Here is a 19,321-nt window from a genome sequence, read left to right as displayed (position 1 = left end):
CCCTCGCGTTCGGCCGGTTTCGGGCGACGGCAGGTCCGTTGTTCGCGCACCGCGAGCGCCGCCTCGCTCGCCGCCCCGCTCCCCCCGCGCCATGAACCAGCCCGACGCGCAGCCATCGAAGCCCACGGCGGACGGGGCGGAGCCGCCGATGCCGGACAAGATCGCCGGGCGCTATCAGGTCCGCGGGTTGCTGGGGCGCGGCGGTTTCGGCGCCGTGTACGAGGCCTACGACGAGCTCGAAGAGCGCCCTGTCGCGCTCAAGCTGATCCGCCGCGACGCCAGCCTCGACGTCCCCGGCTCGCGCTCGAGCGAGGCCGCGCCCGCGAGCTCGGTGGTCCAGCCGCAGACCACCGCCGCCGCCGCCAGCTCGAGCGCGCGGCTCCTCGAGGGCGCGCGCCGGGCCCCGATCACCCGCAGCTTCGGCGCCACCCAGGGCGCGGTCAGCGACGACATCGCCGAGTTCAAGGCCGAGTTTCGCCTGCTGACCCAGCTCCACCACCCCAACCTCGCCGCCGTCTACGACTTCGGCCGCTGTGAGGACGGCGGCGTCTACTTCACGCAGGAGCTGCTGGCCGGCGTGTCGCTGCAGGAGTGCCTGCGCACCGCCCCGCGCGAGACCATCGTCGAGCTGTTCGTCCAGCTGGCGCGCGCGCTCGACTACATCCACGCCGTCGGGTTCGTCCACGGCGACATCAAGCCGAGCAACGTCATCGTCTGCCAGCCCGACGTCGACGGCGGCCAGCCGCAGGCCAAGCTGATCGACTTCGGCCTCGCGCGCCTGTTCCGGCACCACCGCAAGCTCAAGGACCTCGCGCTCGACCAGCTCGACGAGAACGAGGAGCTGATCAAGGTCCGCGGCACCCCCGGCTTCAGCGCCCCGGAGAAGGTCCGCGGCGAGGTCATCGACAGCCGCGCCGACATCTACTCGCTCGCCGCCACGATCTACACGGCGGTCCGCGGCGTGCGTCCGTTCCCCTCGCGCACCTTCAAGGAGGCGCTGCGCAACGCGATCGATTGGCGCCCCGAGCTGGCCGGCGCGCTGCTGCAGCAGTGCGGCCCCGTGGTCGCCGAGCTGGTCGGCCGCATGCTCTCGCCCGACCCCGAGCTCCGGCCGCAGAGCGCCCGCAGCATCGTGCTCGAGCTGCTGCGCCGCGAGTCGAGCCACATCCGCGACCGCCAGAAGTCGGCCCAGGACCGCCGCGAGTTCGCCCGCGTGTTGGTCGAGCTGCTGCCCTTCGTCGACCGCGCCGACTACCTCGACATCCTGCTCCTGCGCGCCCACGACGTCCTGCGCCCCGACACCGCGCGCAACCGCGGCAGCCGGGTCATCCGCACCGTGATCGTCGAGGCCCCCGAGGGCATGGGCAAGACCCGCCTCCTCAGCGAGCTGCGGCGGGAGATCCAGCTCGGCGACGGGCTGTTCGTCGAGGGCTCGTGCTGGACCGGCGACGGCGAGGGCCTCGGCCCGTTCGCGCCGGTGGTGCTGCAGCTGGCCACCGCGCTCGGCGAGCGCAGCGAGGCCGTCCGCAAGTACCCCGAGCTGATCCGCGCCGCCCGCGACCGCAGCCACGAGTCGGCGGCGGCCGCCCAGCTGACCGAGTTCCTGGTCCGCTGCGCCGGCGAGCACCCCTACGTCCTCTACCTCAGCGACCTGGCCCGAGGGACAGAGACCACCCGCGCCCTGGTCGAGCAGCTCACCCGCGCCATCGACCACAACGAGGCCCGCGCGCTGCTCTGCATCACGACGGAGCCGCACCCCAAGTTCCGCCCGCAGTTGGTCGCGCTGAGCCGCGAGCAGCTGGTCGAGCTGTGGAACCTGCGCCCGTTCACGCAGAAGGAGATGATGGATGTCCTCAAGGGCATCCTCGGCGACGCGCCGGCCCTGCGCGAGCTCGTCACCATGCTCGACAAGCTCACCGGCGGCCACCCGCTGAGCTTCCGCGAGACCCTGCGCGTGCTCATCGAGGAGTCGATCCTCGTCCGCGACAACGACACCTGGGTCCTGCGCTCCGCCTCGGCCGCCGCCGAGCAGCTGCACAAGACGCTGGCCCAGCGCAGCGAGGCCCGCCTCGACGCGCTCGGCGTGTCGGCCTGGGAGGTCGCCAGCATCCTCTACCTGATCGAGGCCCCGATCGACGAGGAGCGCCTGGCGCACCTCACCGACCTGCGGCGCGAACGCTTCCGCCGCACGCTCGAGCGGCTCGAGGGCGAGGGCCTCATCCTCCGCAGCGCCATCACCGGCGCCTCGCAGGTCGTGCTGGCCCACGCGAGCGTGCGCGAGGCGGTCCGGATCCGCTACGAAGACTCGCTGTCCGAGACGCGCCTCGAGCTGGCCGAGCGGATCGCCGAGCAGACCGCCGTCGACCCGCAGTTCGTGTTCCTGCGCGCGCGCCTGCTCGACGCCGCCGCCGATGGCCTCGAGTACCTCAGCGAGCTCGAGAAGGCCGCCGAAGATCTGTTCGCCACCGGGCAGCCGGCGCTGGCCGCTCAGGTGCTCGAGCGCGTGATCGCCCGCCTGCGCAAGTTCGGCCGCGTGCAAGGCCTGCCGCGCCTGCTCAAGGCCCAGCTCAACCTCGTCGAGCGCGCCCCCGGTGCGCTCAACGACCCGCGCCGCGAGGCCGCGCAGCACGAGGCCGGCATCCTCGTCGCCGAGCTGCTCGGCGATTACCGCGCCCAGGCGGTCTTCTGGCTCGGCCTCGTCGACCGCTACACCCTCGACGGCGGCGCCGACGCCGAGATGGCGCTCGGCCGCCTGCAGCACGCCGCGGTCGCGGCCAAGCAGGCCCGCGACCGGATCCTCGAGCTGCGGATCGCCAACCGCCGCGCAGAGATCTTGCTCGGCGCCGGCGAGATCGACGGCGCGGTCCGCTGCTCGAAGGACGCGATGGAGATCCTCGACCTCCCCGAGGCGCAGGACCACTACGTCTGTCACGTCGTCGGCACGCGCCTGCGCTGCCTGTCGCTCGCCGGACAGCTGGCCGAAGCGCGCCGCCTCCACGACCAAGCCAAGCCCCTCGCCGCGCGCGTGTCGGTGCTGCAGCGGCAGGCGTACATCTCCGGCATCGCCTACCTCGCGGTGCTCGGCAACGAACCCGAGAGAGCGATTCCGGAGACCCGCGCCGCTCTGGAGCAATTGCGCGCTGCGGGCGTCACGCGCATGCTCATCAACCCGCTCCACAATCTCGGCGACCTGCTCCTCCGCGGCGGCGACCTCGAGGGCGCGTCCGAGAGCTTCCGCGAGGCCCTGCGCTTCGCCGGCCTGCACGGCTTTGCCTACCACCTCCACCTCAACCGCGGCTTCCTCGGCTACACGCTCGCGCGCATGGGCGAGGTGGAGGAGGGCGCCGCGATGCTCGCCGAGGCCCGTCGCGGCATCCAGACGATCCAAAACGAGCAGTTCGCCCATCACCAGCTGCGCCTCCTCGACGCCGAAGTCGCGCACATGCTCGGGCAGAGCCCGAGAGCGCGCCGCGAGCTCGAAGAGATGCTCGCCGACTTCCACTCGACCAACGAGCTCAGCCTCGCCCAGTGGGCTCAGGAGGCGCTCAGCCGCATCGAACGCGACCGCGGCACTAGCTTCATCGAGACCCCCGACGAGACCGACTCGCAGACCGTCTCCCCCGACCAGGACACCGTGCGCACCAAGCCCCTGCGCTGACGCCCGCACGCCGCGCGCACGGACTTCACGGCCCGAGCTGCTTTCACGGCCGTCCACGCCTGAACCGGCTCCCCGGCGCTCCGCGCCAGACGCGGCTTGCCGCGCGCCTGAAATCGCCACGCAGCCGCGCGCGTCTGAAACCGCTTCCCGGCCCCGCGAATTTGATTTCCGCGTCGTCGCCGGGCCTGATGATTGTACTTCCCGGCCCTGCGGGCCTGAATTAATGTCCGTGTTGCCTCGAGCCCTCGAGGCCGTCTCATGACCCCCAACCTTAGACTACGCGGCCGCGTTCGAGTCCAGGCGCAGACATGACCGCGGCTGGCACCACTCGCGACCTCTCGGCGCTGGTCGGCACCGTCCTCGACGGTACCTACCGGCTCGACCAGCTCATCGGTGAGGGCGGCATGGGAGCGGTGTTCCGCGGCCGCCACGTCATCATGATGCGGGACGTCGCGATCAAGGTCCTGCACCCCGACTTCAACCGCGACCCCGAGCTCGTGCGTCGCTTCGACCGCGAGGCCCAGAGCGCGGCCCGGCTCGACCACCCCAACTGCATCCACGTCTCGGCCTACGGCACGACCGAGGACGGCATGCGCTACCTCGTGATGCAGCTGCTCGAGGGCGTCGAGCTGGCCGACCTGCTGACCGAGCCGACGGCGCCGAAGCGGGTGGTGGAGTGGTCGATCCAGATCTTGCGGGGCCTCGAGCACGCCCACAGCCAGGGCGTGATCCACCGCGACCTCAAGCCGCAGAACGTGTTCCTCACCCGCGACCAGCACGGCAATCAGCTGCTCAAGCTGGTCGACTTCGGCATCGCCAAGCTGGTCGGCAGCGACGCCGGCGACCCGCTCACGCGCGCCGGCATGGTCTTCGGGACACCTCAGTACATGAGCCCGGAGCAGGCCCTCGGCGTCGAGATCGACCCGCGCGCCGACCTCTACGCCGTCGGCATCCTGATGTTCCAGATGCTGACCGGGCGGCTGCCCTTCAACCACGAGGACGCGATCGCGCTGATCCGCATGCAGGTCAGCACCGAGACGCCGCAGCTGCCCGACAACGTGCCGCAGGAGCTGGCCGCGATCGTCTACCGCCTGCTGGCGAAGCAGCGCGAGCAGCGGTTCCCCGACGCCCGCACCGTCCGCGCCGCGCTCGAGCGCTACCGCAGCAACATGTCGCACAAGGGCCGCGGCGACACCTCCAACCCGCTGCTCGACATCGGGGGCGTGGGCGCCGTGGCCGACACCGCCAACCGCCCGCTGCCCGAGGCCCTGCGCCCGCGCCAGATCGACTTCGTCGAGTCGGTCCTCGACACCGACCGCTGGACCCGCCGCACCTGGTTCAAGGCGCTGATCGCCGGCTGCGTCGTGCTCGCGCTCGTCTCGGTCGGCCTGATCTACCTCCTGTTCTTCGGCGGCGGCGGCCAGCAGCCCGCGGCCGATCCACCGGCCGAGGCCCGCACCGACGCATCGGACAGCGCGGTCGACACGGGCGGGCCTGGTCCTTCGGCCATGTCCCCGGGGGCAGGTCCGTCGGAGCAGGAGCTGGCCGCGCTCGACGACCTGATCAAGCAGGGCAAGCTCGACGAGGCGCAGGCGCAGATCGACGCCCTGCTCGAGCGCCACCCCGGGCACGCGCAGCTGGTGTGGCGCGACGCCCGGCAGCTCGGCAAGCGGCCGACGATGCACGAGGCGGCGGTGCGGCGCTACGGCGAGGTGCTGAAGAAGTCGCCGGGCCTGGAGCGCGACCTCGGCTTCATCGACGAGGTCGACGCGCTGCTGCGCAAGCGGCCCTACACCGACGCCGCGATCGCCCTGGCCGTCGACCTCGGCGCGGCCGGCGTGCCGATCCTCGTCCACTACATCAACGACGCCAAGCCTTGGGCCACGTGGGCGCAGCGCCGGCAGATCCGCGACGCGCTGCCCGCCGACGCCGCGGCGCAGGTCGACGTCGTGCTCAATCGCCGTCGCGACCTCGAGCAGTACGGCGACGCGCCCGACCCGTGCGTCGCCGCCCTGGCGGCGCTGCAGCCGATCAAGGACGAGCCGCTGGCCGACTACGTCCCGGCGCTCAAGGCCGCCCAGGCGCCGGCTCCGCCCGCGGAGGCGGCTCCCACGCCGGTCTGCGACGAGGCCGCCGCGCTGCTCGCCACCGTGCGGACCGACTACGCCCGCCGCTTCCCCGAGGCCTTCGCTCCGGCCAAGCCGGTCAAGAAGAAGCCTGTGAAGAAGAAGAAGCGCGGGAAATGAGCTCGGGCACGATGAGCCCGATCAGGTCATTGACCTGGCGGTGCGACTCGATGCGGTGACGCAGCGGCAGGTTCCTGTGGACGATGTACAGGTTGCGCCGTCCGCTTCGCTGGCGGGTGATGTACCCCGACTCTTCCAGCTCAGTGACGATCCGCTGGACCGCCCGTTCGGTGATGCCTACCGCCTCTGCCACGTCGCGCAGACGGATCTCCGGGTCTTGCGCGACGCAGAACAGCACGTGCGCGTGATTGGTCAGAAACGTCCACTCCGAGGGCCTATCGGGCACAATGGATCTCCGTCTCCGATCATGAAGAAATCATCACCTTTGGTCAACCGGATCGCGTTACGACGGACGGTCATCGTCTGAGGAGGAACCTGGAAGCCCATGCAGAACCTCGTTCTGGCCTCGACCTCGCGCTATCGGCGCGATTTGCTCGCGCGACTTGAAGTGCCCTTCATCTCCGCGGCTCCTGCGTTCGACGAGCGCGCTGAAGACGCACGTTTCGGCGAACTCGGCGCCGAGGCCTTCGCTCTCCGGCTCGCCATGGGGAAGGCCCGGAGTCTGCGCGACGAGCACCCGGACGCGTGGATCCTCGGCGCCGACCAGGTCGCGGTCGGGCCCGGTGGCGAGCTGCTCCACAAACCGGGCAGCGAGGAGCGGGCGATCGCCCAGCTCATGCGTCTGTCGGGCGCCGTCTTCCGGCTCGTCACCGGCGTCGTCCTGCTCGACGCCAGCGGCGGCGACGCCCGCACCGCCGTCGACGTCCAGACCTTGACCATGCGGTCTTACGGCGAGGAAGAGGCTGCCACTTACGTCCGCCGCCACCGCCCGCTCGACTGCGCCGGCAGCTTCCGCATCGAGGACGCCGGCATCAAGCTCTTCACTCGCATCGACGGCGCCGACTTCACCGGCATCATCGGTCTGCCGCTCATCGCCGTCGCCGGCCTGCTCCGCGACGTCGGCCTGCTGCCCGGTCCGTGATCGGGGGCTCGCGCCGCGCCTGCTCACCCGCACGCGCATCCGCGAGCGGCCCGGTGTGACAGCAGGACCTCGCCGTCCTCGCGCGTCGCCGGGCGCTCTTTTCGCCGCCGGCCTTCGTCACCTCCGCGTCCGGGACCGCTATGGTGCGGCATGCTCCGCTCGCTGTTCGTGCTCGTGCTCGCGCTCGCGCCCGTCGGCGTCGTCGGCTGCACCGGTCCGGCGAATGTCGAGGTCGAGCTCGGTCGGCCGTTGATCCTCACGACCGTCGACGACCCCGGGGGCGCGCTCAAGCGGGTCGTCGAGGCCGTGCAGGCCGACGGGCAGTCGGGCCTCGACGTCGCCGACGCGGTGGTCGTCCGCCCCGACGGGCCCAGTATGCACGAGGTCTTTGTGACAGGTCCCGAGAAACATGTCCTCGAGGACTACATCCGGACCCACCCCGAGCTCGCGCCGCCGGCCGAGCACCAGTTCGCCTACGAGCGCCTGCGCGGCCCCGACGGCCGGACCTACTGGCGCATGCACTGCGTCGAGGCCGGGGGCCTGACGCTGCGCAAGCTGGCCTCGGCGAGCCTCGTCGACGGCGACGACGACCGGCCGCGGCTCCGCGTGCGCCTCGGGGCGGAGGACGGGCGCAGCCTCGCCGCCCTCACCACCCGGGCGGTCGGGCGGCGGCTCGCCGCGATCCAGGACGAGGAGGTCCTGATGGCGCCCGTGATCCACGAGCCGCTGACCGCCGGCACCTTCGAGATCAGCCTCGGCGCCGTGACCACCCGCGGCGAGGCCGAGGCCGCGCTCCATCAGCTGCTCGGCCGGCAGCCGCGCGACTGAGCCCGTGACGCCTCGAACGGCTCAGGCGGTGACCGGCTCGAGCATCGTCAGCGTCGCGCGCGACGGGTCGAGCTCGACGCGAGCGCCGCACGGCAGCGCCGCGTGCTCGTGCGGCAGATGTCCGAAAGGCAAGCCGAGCACCACGGGGACGTCGAGCCCCGCCAGCCGCTCGCGCACCACCGCGCGGGCGCTCGGGCTGTCGGGGTTGCCGGCGGGCGGCTCCTCGCAGGCGTACAGCTGGCCGACGGCGAACCCGCGCACCCCCGCGAGCGCCCCGCTGGTGATGAGCTGCGTCAGCGCGCGGTCGATGCGATAGGGCCGCTCGCCGATCTCCTCGAGCGCGACGATCGTGCCGGCGAGGTCGGGCAGCCACGGCGTGCCGACCAGCGAGCGCAGCACCTCGAGGTTGGCCGGCACGAGCGGCGCCACCACGCGCGCGGCGCCGACGCCTTCATCGCCGGCGAGCGGGGCGGGGAGCTCGCCGCGCATCAGCAGCGCGAGGCGCTGGGCATCGGCCGCCGGCAGCGCGCCGAGCTGCGTCACCACCGGGCCGTGCACGCCGCACACGCCGGCGCGGAGCGCCCAGCAGAGCAGCGCCGTCGCGTCGGAGAAGCCGACCAGCAGCTTGGGCGCGGCCACGAACCCGGCGGGGCGCAGCAGCGGCAACAGGCGGGTCAGGCCGTAGCCGCCGCGCGCGCACACGATCGCCGTGACCTCGGGGTCGTCCAGCGCCGCTTGCAGCGCGGCCAGGCGTACGCCGTCCTCACCGGCGAAATAGCCGGTCCGCGCGCCCAGATTGGCCGCGAGCGAGATCTCACCGATCTGCAAGTCGCGCAGTACGGCGAGGCCCTCGGCGAGCCTGGCCTCGGGGACCGGGCCCGAAGGCGCGGCGACGACGACGCGGCCGCTGGGGCCAGACGGGGGCGGACGCACGATAGCGGCCTTCACGGCCGCGACAGTACCAGGCGGGCGTGTCAGAGATCGCCCTTCTTCTGCGATCATGGCGCGTGGACACGGGCGCGCCTCGCCCGTACCCTTTGCCCCGCGCACGGCCCGCCATGTTCAACGGACTCATCAAGAAGATCTTCGGCACCAAGCACGAGCGGCAGATGAAAAAGCTGCAGCCGCTCGTGTCCGCGATCGCCGGCCTGGAGCCCAAGATGCAGGCCCGGAGCGACGCCGAGCTCAAGGCGCTCACGGCCGAGTTCAAGCAGCAGATCGCCAACGGCAAGCCGCTCGACGACCTCATCCCCGAGGCGTTCGCCGCCGTGCGCGAGGCCTCGCGGCGCACCCTGGGCATGCGCCACTACGACGTGCAGATGATCGGCGGCATCGGCCTGCACCAGGGCAAGATCACCGAGATGCGCACCGGCGAGGGCAAGACCCTCACCGCCACCTCCGCGCTCTACCTCAACGCGCTGGTCGGCCGCGGCGCCCACCTGATCACCGTCAACGACTACCTCGCCAGCCGCGACGCCGAGTGGATGGGCCAGATCTACGGCTTCCTCGGCATGTCGACCGGCGTGATCGTCAACGGCATGTATCACACGGAGCGGCAGAAGAACTACCGCGCCGACATCACGTACGGCACGAACAACGAGTTCGGCTTCGATTATCTCCGCGACAACATGAAGGAGACGATCGAGAAGTACGTGCAGCGCGACCTGTACTACGCGATCGTCGACGAGGTCGACTCGATCCTGATCGACGAGGCCCGCACGCCGCTCATCATCTCCGGCGAGAGCGACAAGCCGCCGGAGACGTACATCACCGTCAACAAGGTGGTCCCGTCGCTGCGCCGCGACCTCGACTACACCGTCGACGAGAAGGCCCACAGCGTGCAGCTGACCGACGCCGGCGTCGACCGCATCGAGCGGCTGCTCGGCTGCAAGAACCTCTACTCGCCCGAGAACAACGAGCTGCTGCATCACGTGTTCCAGGCGCTGCGGGCCCACGTCCTCTACAAGAAGGACGTCAACTACATCGTCGAGAAGGGCCAGGTCGTCATCATCGACGAGTTCCGCGGGCGCAAGATGGAGGGCCGGCGGTGGAGCGACGGCCTGCACCAGGCGGTCGAGGCCAAGGAGGGCGTGGAGATCCAGCCCGAGAGCCAGACGCTGGCGACGATCACGTACCAGAACTACTTCCGCATGTACGACAAGTTGGCGGGCATGACCGGCACCGCCGACACCGAGGCCGAGGAGTTCCACAAGATCTACAACCTCGACGTCATCGTCATCCCGCCGAACCGCACCATCCAGCGCAAGGACGAGGACGACCTGGTCTTCAAGAACGAGCGCGGCAAGTTCCGCGCGGTCGTCAACGAGATCATCGAGGCCAACAAGCGCGGCCAGCCGATCCTCCTCGGCACCGCGAGCGTCGAGAAGTCGCAGGTCCTGCACGCGATGCTCGAGCGCGCCGGCATCCCGCACGAGGTCCTCAACGCCAAGAACCACGAGCGCGAGGCCTACATCATCGCCCAGGCCGGGCGGAAGTTCGCCGTCACCGTCGCCACCAACATGGCCGGCCGCGGCACCGACATCCTCCTCGGCGGCAACCCGGAGATGATGGCGCGGGCCCGCTTCGACCCCGACAAGGAGCCCGACAAGTACCAGGCCCTCTTCACGCAGATCAAAGCCCAGTGCGACGAGGAGAAGAAGGAGGTCCTCGCCGCCGGCGGCCTCTACGTCATCGGCACCGAGCGCCACGAGAGCCGGCGCATCGACAACCAGCTGCGCGGCCGCTCCGGCCGCCAGGGCGACCCGGGCCGCTCGCGCTTCTTCCTCAGCCTCGAGGACGACCTCATGCGCATCTTCGGCGCCGACCGGATCACCGGCCTGATGGAGCGCCTCGGCATGGAGGAGGACGTGCCGATCGAGGCGCCGCTGGTCAACCGGGCCATCGCCAACGCCCAGTCGCGCGTCGAGGCGATGCACTTCGACACGCGCAAGAACCTGTTCGAGTACGACAACGTCATGAACGACCAGCGCAAGGCGATCTACGCCCTGCGCAAGCAGATCCTCGAGGGCCGCTACCAGCCGGAGATCCTCGACGAGCAGGCGCGCAAGGAGCAGGCCAAGAGCCTGCCGCCGCCGCCGGAGAAGTCGGGCCCGCACACGATCCAGTCGCTGTCCGAGACGGTCCGCACCCGCATCACCCAGATCTTCAACAACCACTGCGCCGCGCTGTTCGAGGCCCAGGGCCAGCCGATCGTCCCCAACGCGCTGCCGCCCGGCGGCATCGTCCCGGACAAGCTGACCCACGAGATCTACCGCCACTACGGCGCGATGGTCAGCCTCGAGGACGTCAAGCACGACCGCGACAAGATCCTCGCGCGCATGATCGACGTGGTCGCCCGCTCGCTCATCCAGCAGCGCGAGCGCGTCCACGACCTCGCGTTCAAGCTGGTCGAGCAGACCGTGCTCGAGCTGTGCCCCGAGGACGTCCACCCCGACGAGTGGGACCTCCCCGGCCTCGAGAAGGCCATGCTCGAGCGCTTCCGCGTCAAGACCGACCTCAGCCAGGTCGAGGACAGCGTCGACAAGCTGGTCGACCGCGTGTGGCGCTCCGTCGAGGCCCTGCTCACCCGGCCCGAGCGAGAGTTCGACCTCTACACGTTCCTGTTCTACGTCCGCCAGTTTTACCTCGGCGAGATCGACGAGCAGTGGATCGCCCACCTCAAGAACATCGAGCACCTGCGCACCGGCATCGGCCTCGTCGGCTACGCCACGCGCAACCCCAAGAACGAGTACAAGATCCGCGGCTTCAACCTCTTCAAGGACATGTGGGAGGGCATCGAGAACACCGTGCTCGGCAAGGTGATGTCGATGCAGCTCACCGCGGCCCAGAAGCGGCAGGCCGAGGAGGGCGCCGAATACGAGACGGCCGTCACCCGCGCCACTCGCCAGGCCCAGGACAAGGTGTCCTCCGCCCAGCGGCAGATGGCCCAGGCCCGCGCCGAGCTCGCCAAGCTCCAGGAGGTGTCCCGCGCCGTGCGTGAGCGCGTGGCCCAGCCGGGCGGACAGGCGGCGGCGGCGTCCGCCGCCGCCGCCGCCGCCGAGGCCGCGGCGCCGGCGGCCGAGAAGAAGCTGCCGAAGGTCGGCAAGAACGACCCGTGCCCCTGCGGATCCGGCAAGCTGTACCGCAAGTGCCACGGCAAGGAAGTCGCGGCCTGAGTGGGCCGGCGCAACGCCGGCTCCACCGCACTCATCGGGTCGTTGCCGCGCCAGGCGCCGGGGAGTACCTTCCCGGCCATGCGCAACGTGTTCGCAGTGGTCCTCGGCGTCGCGGTCGCGGTGTTCGCGATCATGATCGTCGAGCTGGTCGGCCACGCCATGTACCCGCCCCCCGCCAACCTCCGGTTGGATGACCCGAAGGCCATCCGCGACTACGTCGAGAACGCCCCGTTCCTCGCCCTCGCGTTCGTGCCGGTCGCCTGGGCCGCCGGCGCCTTCTGCGGCGGCGCCGTGGCGGCCCTCATCGCGGCCGGCCGCCGCACGCAGCGCTTCGGCCTGATCGTCGGCGCCGTGCTGCTGGTCGCCGGCGCGATGAACCTGTGGGTCATCCCGCACCCCGCGTGGCTCGTCCTCGCCACCCCGTTCGCCTGCCTGATCCCCGGCTGGTTCGGCGGCGCGATCGGGGCCCGACGCGAGTACTGAGGGAGCGCAGCGGACATGCTCCTTGGGGCATGTCCGAAGGTGAATGATCACGGTGGCGCAGCGGACATGCTCGATCGGGCATGTCCGGATGGACAGGTGTCACGGCATCGGCGGCGGCTCGCACGGCGGCAGCTGGGCGGTGCAGGCGTCGACCAGGTTGTCCTTGACGCAGACGAACGGCCCCGGGCCGATCGCGTCGAGCAGGGCCTGCGCGCCGCAGGACGGCAGGGCGGCGTTGTCGACGATGCGGAGCGACAGCGCGGTCGTGAGCGAGCCACCGGCGCCGGGCTGGATGGCGGTCAGCGACGTCAGCGCCGGGTTGCCGTCGATCTCCAGCCACTCCGTGGTGGCGAAGTTCTCGAGCCCCGCGAGGCTCGTCAGGGCAGGGTTGGAGGAGATGCCGAGGCTCGTGTCGGTCAGCGAGGCGAGCGCGGACAGGTCGGTGACGCCGAGCTCGGAGAACCCGACCCAGTTGGCCGAGGCGAGCTTGACGAGGCCGGTCACGGAGGTCAGCGCGGGGTTCCTGGCCAGGATGACCGTCACGGCCTGCGTCAACGCGGGGAACGCCGCGAGCGTGGCCAGCGAGTGATTGTCCCAGACCTCGAGCGTGTCGACGAACGTCAGAGCGTCGAAGCCGGCGACGTGGTCCAGCGCGGGGTTGTTGGCGATCCGCACCAGGCTCGTGCCGCCCAGGGCGCCGAACCCGGTGACGTGGCTCAGCGCGGGGTTTTCGGCGATCTGCACGAGGTTCGTGCTGGCCAGGGCGCCGAACCCGGTGATCTCGACGAGCGCGTCGTTGTGCTCGATCGTGATCTCGTCGGCGGACTGCAGGGCAGTGAGGCTCGTGATCGCGGTGAGGGCGGGGTTGACGAGGATCTCGAGCTTCCCGCCGATGCTGGTGAGCGACTCGAGGCCGGCGAGGTCGGCGAGGACCTCGTTGCCGAAGATCCGCAGGTCGCCGCCGATCGTCGCCGGCGCGAGCGGGCCGATGGTCTGGAGCGCGTCGTTGTCGTCGATCTCGACGCGCTCGCCGATGCTGACGAGCCCGCCGAGGCCCGTCAGGTCGAGGAGGCCGGGGTTGTGGCGGATCAGCAGGAAGTCGCCGATGGTGGTGAGGTCGTCGAGGCCGGCGAGAGAGGTGAGATCGTCGTTGAAGGTGATGCTGACGAAGGTCCCGACCGAGGCGAGCGCGTCGAGGCCCGCGAGCGAGGCGACGCCGGTGGAGTCGATCGAGAGCGCCCCGTCGACGTGGGTGAGCTGGTGAAAGGGCAGCAGGCTGGTGATCGGGATCTTGGCCAGGTTGAGCCCGCCGTTCGTGATCGCCTGCAGGTTGGCCAGCGCGCTGATGTCGGTGAGGTTGGGGAGAGTGGTGAGCCCGAGGTGGCCGACGCGCTCGAGGTTCTCGAGCCCGGCGAGCGAGACGAACTCGCTCTGGGTGATGCCGACGTAGTCGCCGACGACCCGCAGCGACTCGAGGCCCTTGAGGTCGGGGCGGTCGACGTTGAGGATCGAGAGGTGGCCGGTGATGCACTCGACGCCGGCCAGCGCGGCGAACTTGGCCTCGGTGTCGTGCTCGTTGATGTCGGCGTCGCCCTCGAGGCAATTCGCGGGCAGGTCGGACGTCGTCGGCCCGGCTGTGGTGCCGGGCGCGTCGGTGGTGGTCGGCTCGACTGTGGTGCCCGGCGCGTCGGTGGTGGTCGGCGCCGCGGTGGTGCCTGACGTGTCGGACGTCGCCGCGGTCGTGCTCGAACTGGTGGACGCGTCGTCCTCGGTGGTGGTGGCCGAGGGCGTGGGCCCGCACGCGGCGAGCGTCGCCAGCCAACACCACGCGTGCCACCTCGTCCCGGCGGGTCTACCCATGTCTCGACGACATCACGCGGCCACCTCGGGCGCAAGGCGCTCGACCGCGGCGCGCGGTGAGGGTTCACGGGCCGCGCTGCCGATGGAATTCATCGCACGCGGCCAGACCAGACGGGGGAGCCGGGCCGCGCGCAGGTCACACGATGTCGTTCTTGGTGAGGTCGTCGAGCTGGAGCACCTGGCGGGCGGTCTCGAGGTCCTTGACGTCGCGCAGGCGGCCGCGCTGGGGCGCGTCGGCGTGCGGCACGTTGGTCTCGAGCAGCTCCTTGAAGCGCTGCAGGTCCTCTTCGATCTGCCGCTGCGGGTTGGCCCCGAGGATGCTGGCCACCAGCGAGCCGAGCCGGCCGGCCGGCGGGTGGTACTCGAGGTTGACGGTGATCCGCGTGGCGTGGCCGCCGACGCCGCGCTCGAAGCGGACCGAGCCGGCGTTGGGCAGCTCGGCGTTCTCGAGCGAGCGCCAGGCGATCAGCTCGCCGGGGACATCGTTGATGATCTCCGCGTCCCACGAGACCGAGATGTCGGCCGGGCCGCGCACGCGCCAGCGCGAGCGCCGTTCGTCGAGCACGGTGACCGACTCGAGGTGCCGCATGAAGCGAGGCAGGTTGTCGAGCTCGCGCCAGAACTTGTACACGCGCTCGGGCGGCTGGCGCACCGTCAGGGAGTGGAGCAGCTTGACGCCCTGGCCGTGCGGCACGCTGGCCGAGGGGCCGCGCACGCCGTGGGCCGTGCTGACCTTGAGGCGGGAGTACAGCGCGCTGTGGCCGGTCAGCGCGCGGTGGAGCAGGGCGCCGCCGACCGCGATGACCGGGATGCTGCCCCAGGTGCGGCGCACGGCCGCGAGGGCGAAGCAGCCGACCGCGCCGGCCAGCGACGCGGCGCGCTCGAGCGGATGCACGTTGACTTCATCGGGCCAATCGGGGCGGTCGCCGAGGTGGCGACGGAGTTCACGGAGCTTGTCGAACATGACACCTCTTCCCGCAGCGCGGCGCAGAGGTCATGGTCCTGGTCGCCGCGCGGTGCAAGGCGCGACCTGAAGCCGAGGCCGGTGAGCACCGCGCGCCGGGCCCTCGAGGCCCGCCCGCCCGCCTGCGTTCACCCGGGGTCGCGCGGCTCGAGCAGGGCCTCCTCGGTCCACGTACGCATGTCGGGGGTGGCGAGGACCGCGTCGACGTAGGCGGCGCAGACCGGGTCGAGGCGGATGCCGTAGCTGCGGAAGCGGGTCGCGACCGGCGCGTACATGCAATCGACGATCGACCATGTCCCGAAGAGCATGTCGCCTGCGGCCCCGAAGCGAGCCCGACAGTCGCGCCACAGCGCGCAGATCCGGTCGATGTCGGCCTGCGACGCGGCCGACGGCGTGACCTGCGTGCGCAGCGTCAGGTCCATCGGCAGCTCGCGGCGCAGGTCGGCGAAGCCGCCGTGCATCTCGGTCGCCGCGCCGCGCGCCCGCGCGCGCACGCCCGGATCTTCGGGCCACAGGCGGGCCCCCGGGAACCACTCGGCGAGCGTCTCGCAGATCGCCAGCGACTCCCAGATCGCCAGCTCGCCGTCGAGGAGGACCGGCACCTTGCCGGTGGGCGAGGCGGCCTCCAGCTCGTCCCGCGTGGTCGAGCGATCGAGGAGGATCTTGCGCTCGCGGAAGGGATAGCCGGTGGCACGCAGCGCGAGCCACGGGCGGAGGCTCCACGACGACTTGCGCTTGTCGCCGATCACGAGCTGAAGTTCGGGGCTGAACGGCCGGACCATGCGCGCCGCAGCGTAGGCCAGCGGCTTGGCGGTGGACAGTCCTGTTGCTATCGTGCGCCCGCCATGACCGCACGCCAGGCCGTCTACCCCCTCACGTTCGCCCTCGTCCTCGCCGCTTGCGGCGGCGCCGGCGACCCCACCAAGGGCGCCAAGGCCGACGCCAAGGACACCAAGGTCGACGCCAAGACCGATCCCAGCGACACCAAGCGCAACGACGAGACCAGCCTCGACAAGGCCGTGCAGGCGCTCGACCTCAGCGGGCCGGTGCCGCCCGAGGCCACCACGGTGTTCTTCACCGTCGACGGCGCGCTGATCCCGATCGGCTGCTACGACAGCGCCAAGAAGAAGCTGTCCGGCGGCAAGGACTGCCTGGCGCTGGTCAAGGCCGGCGACGACGTGTACCTGCGCTCGAACAGCGTCGAGAAGCTCGACAAGGCCGGCGCGCCCAAGAGCGCGATGTGCCAGCCGGGCGAGGACAAGCCGACCAGCCTCGGCATCCCCTCGGTCGACTCCGGCGAGACGTTCGACTACGCGGTGTTCCCCAAGTCGATGGGCAAGCTGGTCAACGCCGTCGACCCCGAGAGCTACAGCGAGAAGGGCCGGGTGGCCAGCGAGGACGAGAAGAAGGCGCTGTCGGAGCTCATCAAGCCCGACGCCGAGCTGCAGATCAACCAGTCGGTGACCTTCGACGTCGACGGCGACACCAAGCCCGACAAGCTGTTCTCGGTCTACGTCGTCAACCCCAAGGACAGCGAGAAGCTGTCGTACAGCGGCGTGCTGCTGCAGCGCGGCAGCGAGCCCGGCAAGTGGGTGCCGCTGCTCGAGTCGCGCAACGACACCGAGACCTACACGGTCCGCGCGTTCGTCGACCTCGACGGCGACCGCTCGCAGGAGGTGTGGGTCAACGCGGTCCTCACCGACGGCGGCGGCGGTGACCGGATCTTCAAGCTCAAGCCCGGCGGCGGCGCCGAGCCGCTGGCCAAGTGGTCGTGCGGGATCTGAACGCGGGGCCCTCGCTGTCCTGAAGGACAGCGGGCGCGCGGCCTGCTCGCGCGCGGTCAGGCGCTCGTGCACGCGGGCCGGCTGGCGGCCGCGTTCGCCCGCGTCGACGCCGACGGGGTGTTTCCCGGGCGCGAGCAGCTGCACGCGCGTTTGCTCGCCGATCAACTCGATGTCGCGGCGGCCATGGGCGACCGCGAGGCGGCGATGCGGTGGATCGAACGGATCCCGGCGGACAGCGAGACGCCACACCTCACGCTCGAGCACATGCAGTCGATGCAGCGCTGGCGCGACTGTTCGGTCGCCACGCGGTCGTGATGAGGCCATCGAGCGATGTTCGCGCAGCCGCCCCGGAGCGGGCGTCCTCGCGCCGGGCCCGGACCGCGTCGGCGGGGGCGGTCTGTTAGACTCGTCGTCGTGACGCGCTTCGGGCTCGGGTTCGCGGTCGTGCTGTCGTTGTTGTCCTGTCGCAGTCCGGCCGAGCGGTTGGCCAAGCCGCCGGAGCTCGAGATCCCCGGGCAGGGCAAGTGCGTGGTCGGTGGCGCGGCGTCGCATCCGCTGGTGGTCGAGTGGGCGGCGGCCGAGCGGGCCTCGCTCGAGGCGCGACTCAAGCGCGGGCTGGTGGCGGTGCGCGTCGACGGCTGTGCGATCGAGGTCCAGCGGCAGTGCGACGTGAAGGGCGAGTACTCGTACCTCGGGCTCACGCGCAAGAACGATCGCGTGAAGATCCGCAGCGCCGACGAGCTCTACGCCCAGCTGCCGCTCGGGGCGGCGCGGCTCGAGGGCAAGCTGGCGCGCTCGGGCGAGCTCGACGTCGAGATCGCGCTGGTCGGCATGCTCGAGGCGCCGGAAGGCCGGCCCGGGCGCGACCTGCTGACGGGCGACTGCGAGGCGGCCACGCACGTGATCACGGGCGTGCAGGTCGGCGCGTTCCACTTCTTCGCCGGCGGGGCCGGCGAGATCAAGGTCGGCGCGGGGTTCAATCAGATCGGCGCGGGCGGGGGCTCGACGGCCGAGCGCGAGACGCTGTCGGCCGACGGTCAGCCCGCGAGCTGCGACGCGTCGACGACCGCCGACGCGAAGCCGCCCGAGGGCTGCGGGGCGCTGATCCGCATCGAGCTGAGCGCGCTGCCCGGGGTGGCGGTGGCCCAGCGCACGCCGTGCCCGGTCGGCAGCCGGTGGGACGGCCAGACCTGCGCGATGGAACCTTGCCCTGTAGGCATGTCCCGAAAGCCAGATGGTGCCTGCGTCGCCGCGAGCACGCCGGCGCCGGTGACCACGCCGCCCGTCACGAACACGCCGACGCCGGCGACGACGACGCCGGCGAGCGCGCCGAGGCCGGTCGACGACGAGGTCGTGCTGTGCCAGAAGTTGTGCGACCGCGACCTCGTGTGCGAGGCGGAGGAGAAGGACATGGCCCCGCCGGAGGGCAAGGCCCGCGAGCGCTACATGCGGACGTGCCAGCGGCTGTGCGAGTTCGGCGCGACCGACTGGACTCGACCGCAGCTGCGCCGGTGCATGGAGAAGCAGACCTGCGGGGAGTTCAGGGCCTGCGTCCACCCGGACGACCCGAGCCTCTGAGGTCTCGCGCCGTGCATGTCCGCGAGGGCATGTCCGCAGCGACATGCCCGTTCGGACATCTGAGGATCAGTCGCGCAAGATCCCGAGCTGGTAGCGGCGGACCACCGGGGCCTTTTGCGGGTTCTTGAGCCACGAGCCGCGGGACAGGTCGGTGAGGCCGTGGAAGTCGATCTCGCCCATCATGTGGACGACGCCCTCGTGGTCGAGGCGCTCCATCGCCGCGAGCTCGTCGGCGGTGACGCCGATGACCTGGAGGAACAGCAGGGAGCCGAACGGGCCGGTGATCTTGCCGAGCAGCGGGTCGGGGACGCAGACGAGGGCGGTGAGCTCGGTGGGCTGGCCGACGGCGATCGGGCCGCCGAGGTCGGCGCGGTGGCCGGTGTCGAAGCCGCGGCGGCTGCCGAGGACGTAGCGGCCGAGGCTCTGCAGCGCGCGCAGCGGCCAGGCGGGGGGTTGGTCCTCGCCCTCGGCCCGGGGCACGCGCATCGTCAGCTCGAAGCCGAAGCCGGACACGTCGGGGTCGTGAGATGTCTTTTCGAACAGCTCGGTGAGGCCGTAGGTGACGTAGTGCCAGTGGGCCGGGCGCTGGCCCTCCCACACGGTGACGGCCGGCAACGGGCTCGACGACTCGAGCTCGTAGGCGGTCTTGCTGGTGTACTGGTGGGGGACCTGGCGCGGGTAGAGCCGCTGGCAGGCGGCGTCGATCGCGGCCCAGCCGGGGGCCTTGAGCGTCTCGGACATGCGACGAAATTCTGGCGAGGTC

At 71.2% G+C, this 19,321-nt stretch carries 15 protein-coding genes; 9 read left to right on the top strand and 6 right to left on the bottom strand.

Features of this window, described 5'->3' with window-relative positions; all coding sequences use genetic code 11:
- Window positions 1-91 precede the first annotated feature (91 nt).
- Window positions 92-3,658 (top strand): serine/threonine-protein kinase, encoded by a 3,567-nt coding sequence (locus K7C98_RS11090; RefSeq protein WP_276572653.1) that lies wholly within the window; start codon window positions 92-94, stop codon window positions 3,656-3,658.
- Window positions 3,659-3,966: 308 nt separating this feature from the next.
- On the top strand, window positions 3,967-5,904 hold the full coding sequence (locus K7C98_RS11085) for a serine/threonine-protein kinase (RefSeq protein WP_224191566.1): 1,938 nt from the start codon (window positions 3,967-3,969) through the stop codon (window positions 5,902-5,904).
- Here K7C98_RS11085 and K7C98_RS11080 read toward each other — a convergent pair.
- Window positions 5,864-6,142, bottom strand: coding sequence for a helix-turn-helix transcriptional regulator (locus K7C98_RS11080; protein ID WP_224191565.1), 279 nt, complete (start codon window positions 6,140-6,142; stop codon window positions 5,864-5,866). The genes K7C98_RS11085 and K7C98_RS11080 overlap by 41 nt on opposite strands.
- 147 nt (window positions 6,143-6,289) lie before the next feature.
- Between K7C98_RS11080 and K7C98_RS11075 the strand changes: the two genes are divergently transcribed.
- Window positions 6,290-6,886, top strand: a complete 597-nt coding sequence (locus K7C98_RS11075) for a Maf family protein (RefSeq protein ID WP_224191564.1) — start codon at window positions 6,290-6,292, stop codon at window positions 6,884-6,886.
- A 150-nt stretch (window positions 6,887-7,036) separates the two neighbouring features.
- Window positions 7,037-7,714 (top strand): SecDF P1 head subdomain-containing protein, encoded by a 678-nt coding sequence (locus tag K7C98_RS11070; protein WP_224191563.1) that lies wholly within the window; start codon window positions 7,037-7,039, stop codon window positions 7,712-7,714.
- 21 nt (window positions 7,715-7,735) lie between these two features.
- Here K7C98_RS11070 and K7C98_RS11065 read toward each other — a convergent pair whose 3' ends face one another.
- Window positions 7,736-8,662 carry a S66 peptidase family protein gene (locus K7C98_RS11065; RefSeq protein WP_224191562.1) on the bottom strand — a complete coding sequence of 309 codons (927 nt, stop codon included), beginning with the start codon at window positions 8,660-8,662 and terminating at the stop codon, window positions 7,736-7,738.
- Window positions 8,663-8,772: 110 nt separating this feature from the next.
- On the opposite strand from K7C98_RS11065, the gene secA reads away from it, so the two are divergent.
- A complete protein-coding gene (gene secA / locus K7C98_RS11060; protein ID WP_224191561.1) occupies window positions 8,773-11,889 on the top strand; it encodes a preprotein translocase subunit SecA in 3,117 nt (1,038 codons plus the stop codon).
- Between the two features lie 78 nt (window positions 11,890-11,967).
- On the top strand, window positions 11,968-12,372 hold the full coding sequence (locus K7C98_RS11055) for a hypothetical protein (RefSeq protein WP_224191560.1): 405 nt from the start codon (window positions 11,968-11,970) through the stop codon (window positions 12,370-12,372).
- A 99-nt stretch (window positions 12,373-12,471) separates the two neighbouring features.
- On the opposite strand, the gene K7C98_RS11050 is transcribed toward K7C98_RS11055, so the two are convergent.
- The 3 genes from K7C98_RS11050 to K7C98_RS11040 form a co-directional block, all read right to left on the bottom strand.
- Complete coding sequence (locus tag K7C98_RS11050) at window positions 12,472-14,232, bottom strand: hypothetical protein (protein ID WP_224191559.1); 1,761 nt, start codon at window positions 14,230-14,232, stop codon at window positions 12,472-12,474.
- A 136-nt stretch (window positions 14,233-14,368) separates the two neighbouring features.
- Window positions 14,369-15,196, bottom strand: a complete 828-nt coding sequence (locus K7C98_RS11045) for an SRPBCC family protein (protein WP_224191558.1) — start codon at window positions 15,194-15,196, stop codon at window positions 14,369-14,371.
- A gap of 128 nt (window positions 15,197-15,324) precedes the next feature.
- Window positions 15,325-15,978 (bottom strand): glutathione S-transferase family protein, encoded by a 654-nt coding sequence (locus tag K7C98_RS11040; RefSeq protein WP_224191557.1) that lies wholly within the window; start codon window positions 15,976-15,978, stop codon window positions 15,325-15,327.
- Between the two features lie 63 nt (window positions 15,979-16,041).
- On the opposite strand from K7C98_RS11040, the gene K7C98_RS11035 reads away from it, so the two are divergent.
- The 3 genes from K7C98_RS11035 (at window position 16,042) to K7C98_RS11025 (ending at window position 18,558) form a co-directional block, all read left to right on the top strand.
- On the top strand, window positions 16,042-16,980 hold the full coding sequence (locus K7C98_RS11035) for a hypothetical protein (protein WP_224191556.1): 939 nt from the start codon (window positions 16,042-16,044) through the stop codon (window positions 16,978-16,980).
- Window positions 16,981-17,046: 66 nt separating this feature from the next.
- Window positions 17,047-17,295 (top strand): hypothetical protein, encoded by a 249-nt coding sequence (locus tag K7C98_RS11030; protein ID WP_224191555.1) that lies wholly within the window; start codon window positions 17,047-17,049, stop codon window positions 17,293-17,295.
- 99 nt (window positions 17,296-17,394) lie between these two features.
- Window positions 17,395-18,558, top strand: a complete 1,164-nt coding sequence (locus tag K7C98_RS11025) for a hypothetical protein (protein ID WP_224191554.1) — start codon at window positions 17,395-17,397, stop codon at window positions 18,556-18,558.
- Between the two features lie 66 nt (window positions 18,559-18,624).
- On the opposite strand, the gene K7C98_RS11020 is transcribed toward K7C98_RS11025, so the two are convergent.
- Complete coding sequence (locus tag K7C98_RS11020; protein WP_224191553.1) at window positions 18,625-19,299, bottom strand: suppressor of fused domain protein; 675 nt, start codon at window positions 19,297-19,299, stop codon at window positions 18,625-18,627.
- Window positions 19,300-19,321: the final 22 nt, after the last annotated feature.

The sequence above is a fragment of the Nannocystis pusilla genome (genome assembly GCF_020073745.1).
Taxonomy (GTDB): domain Bacteria; phylum Myxococcota_A; class Polyangia; order Nannocystales; family Nannocystaceae; genus Nannocystis; species Nannocystis radixulma.
Note: the sequence above shows the minus strand (reverse complement) of the source record. Positions and strands in the feature narration are given on the sequence as shown.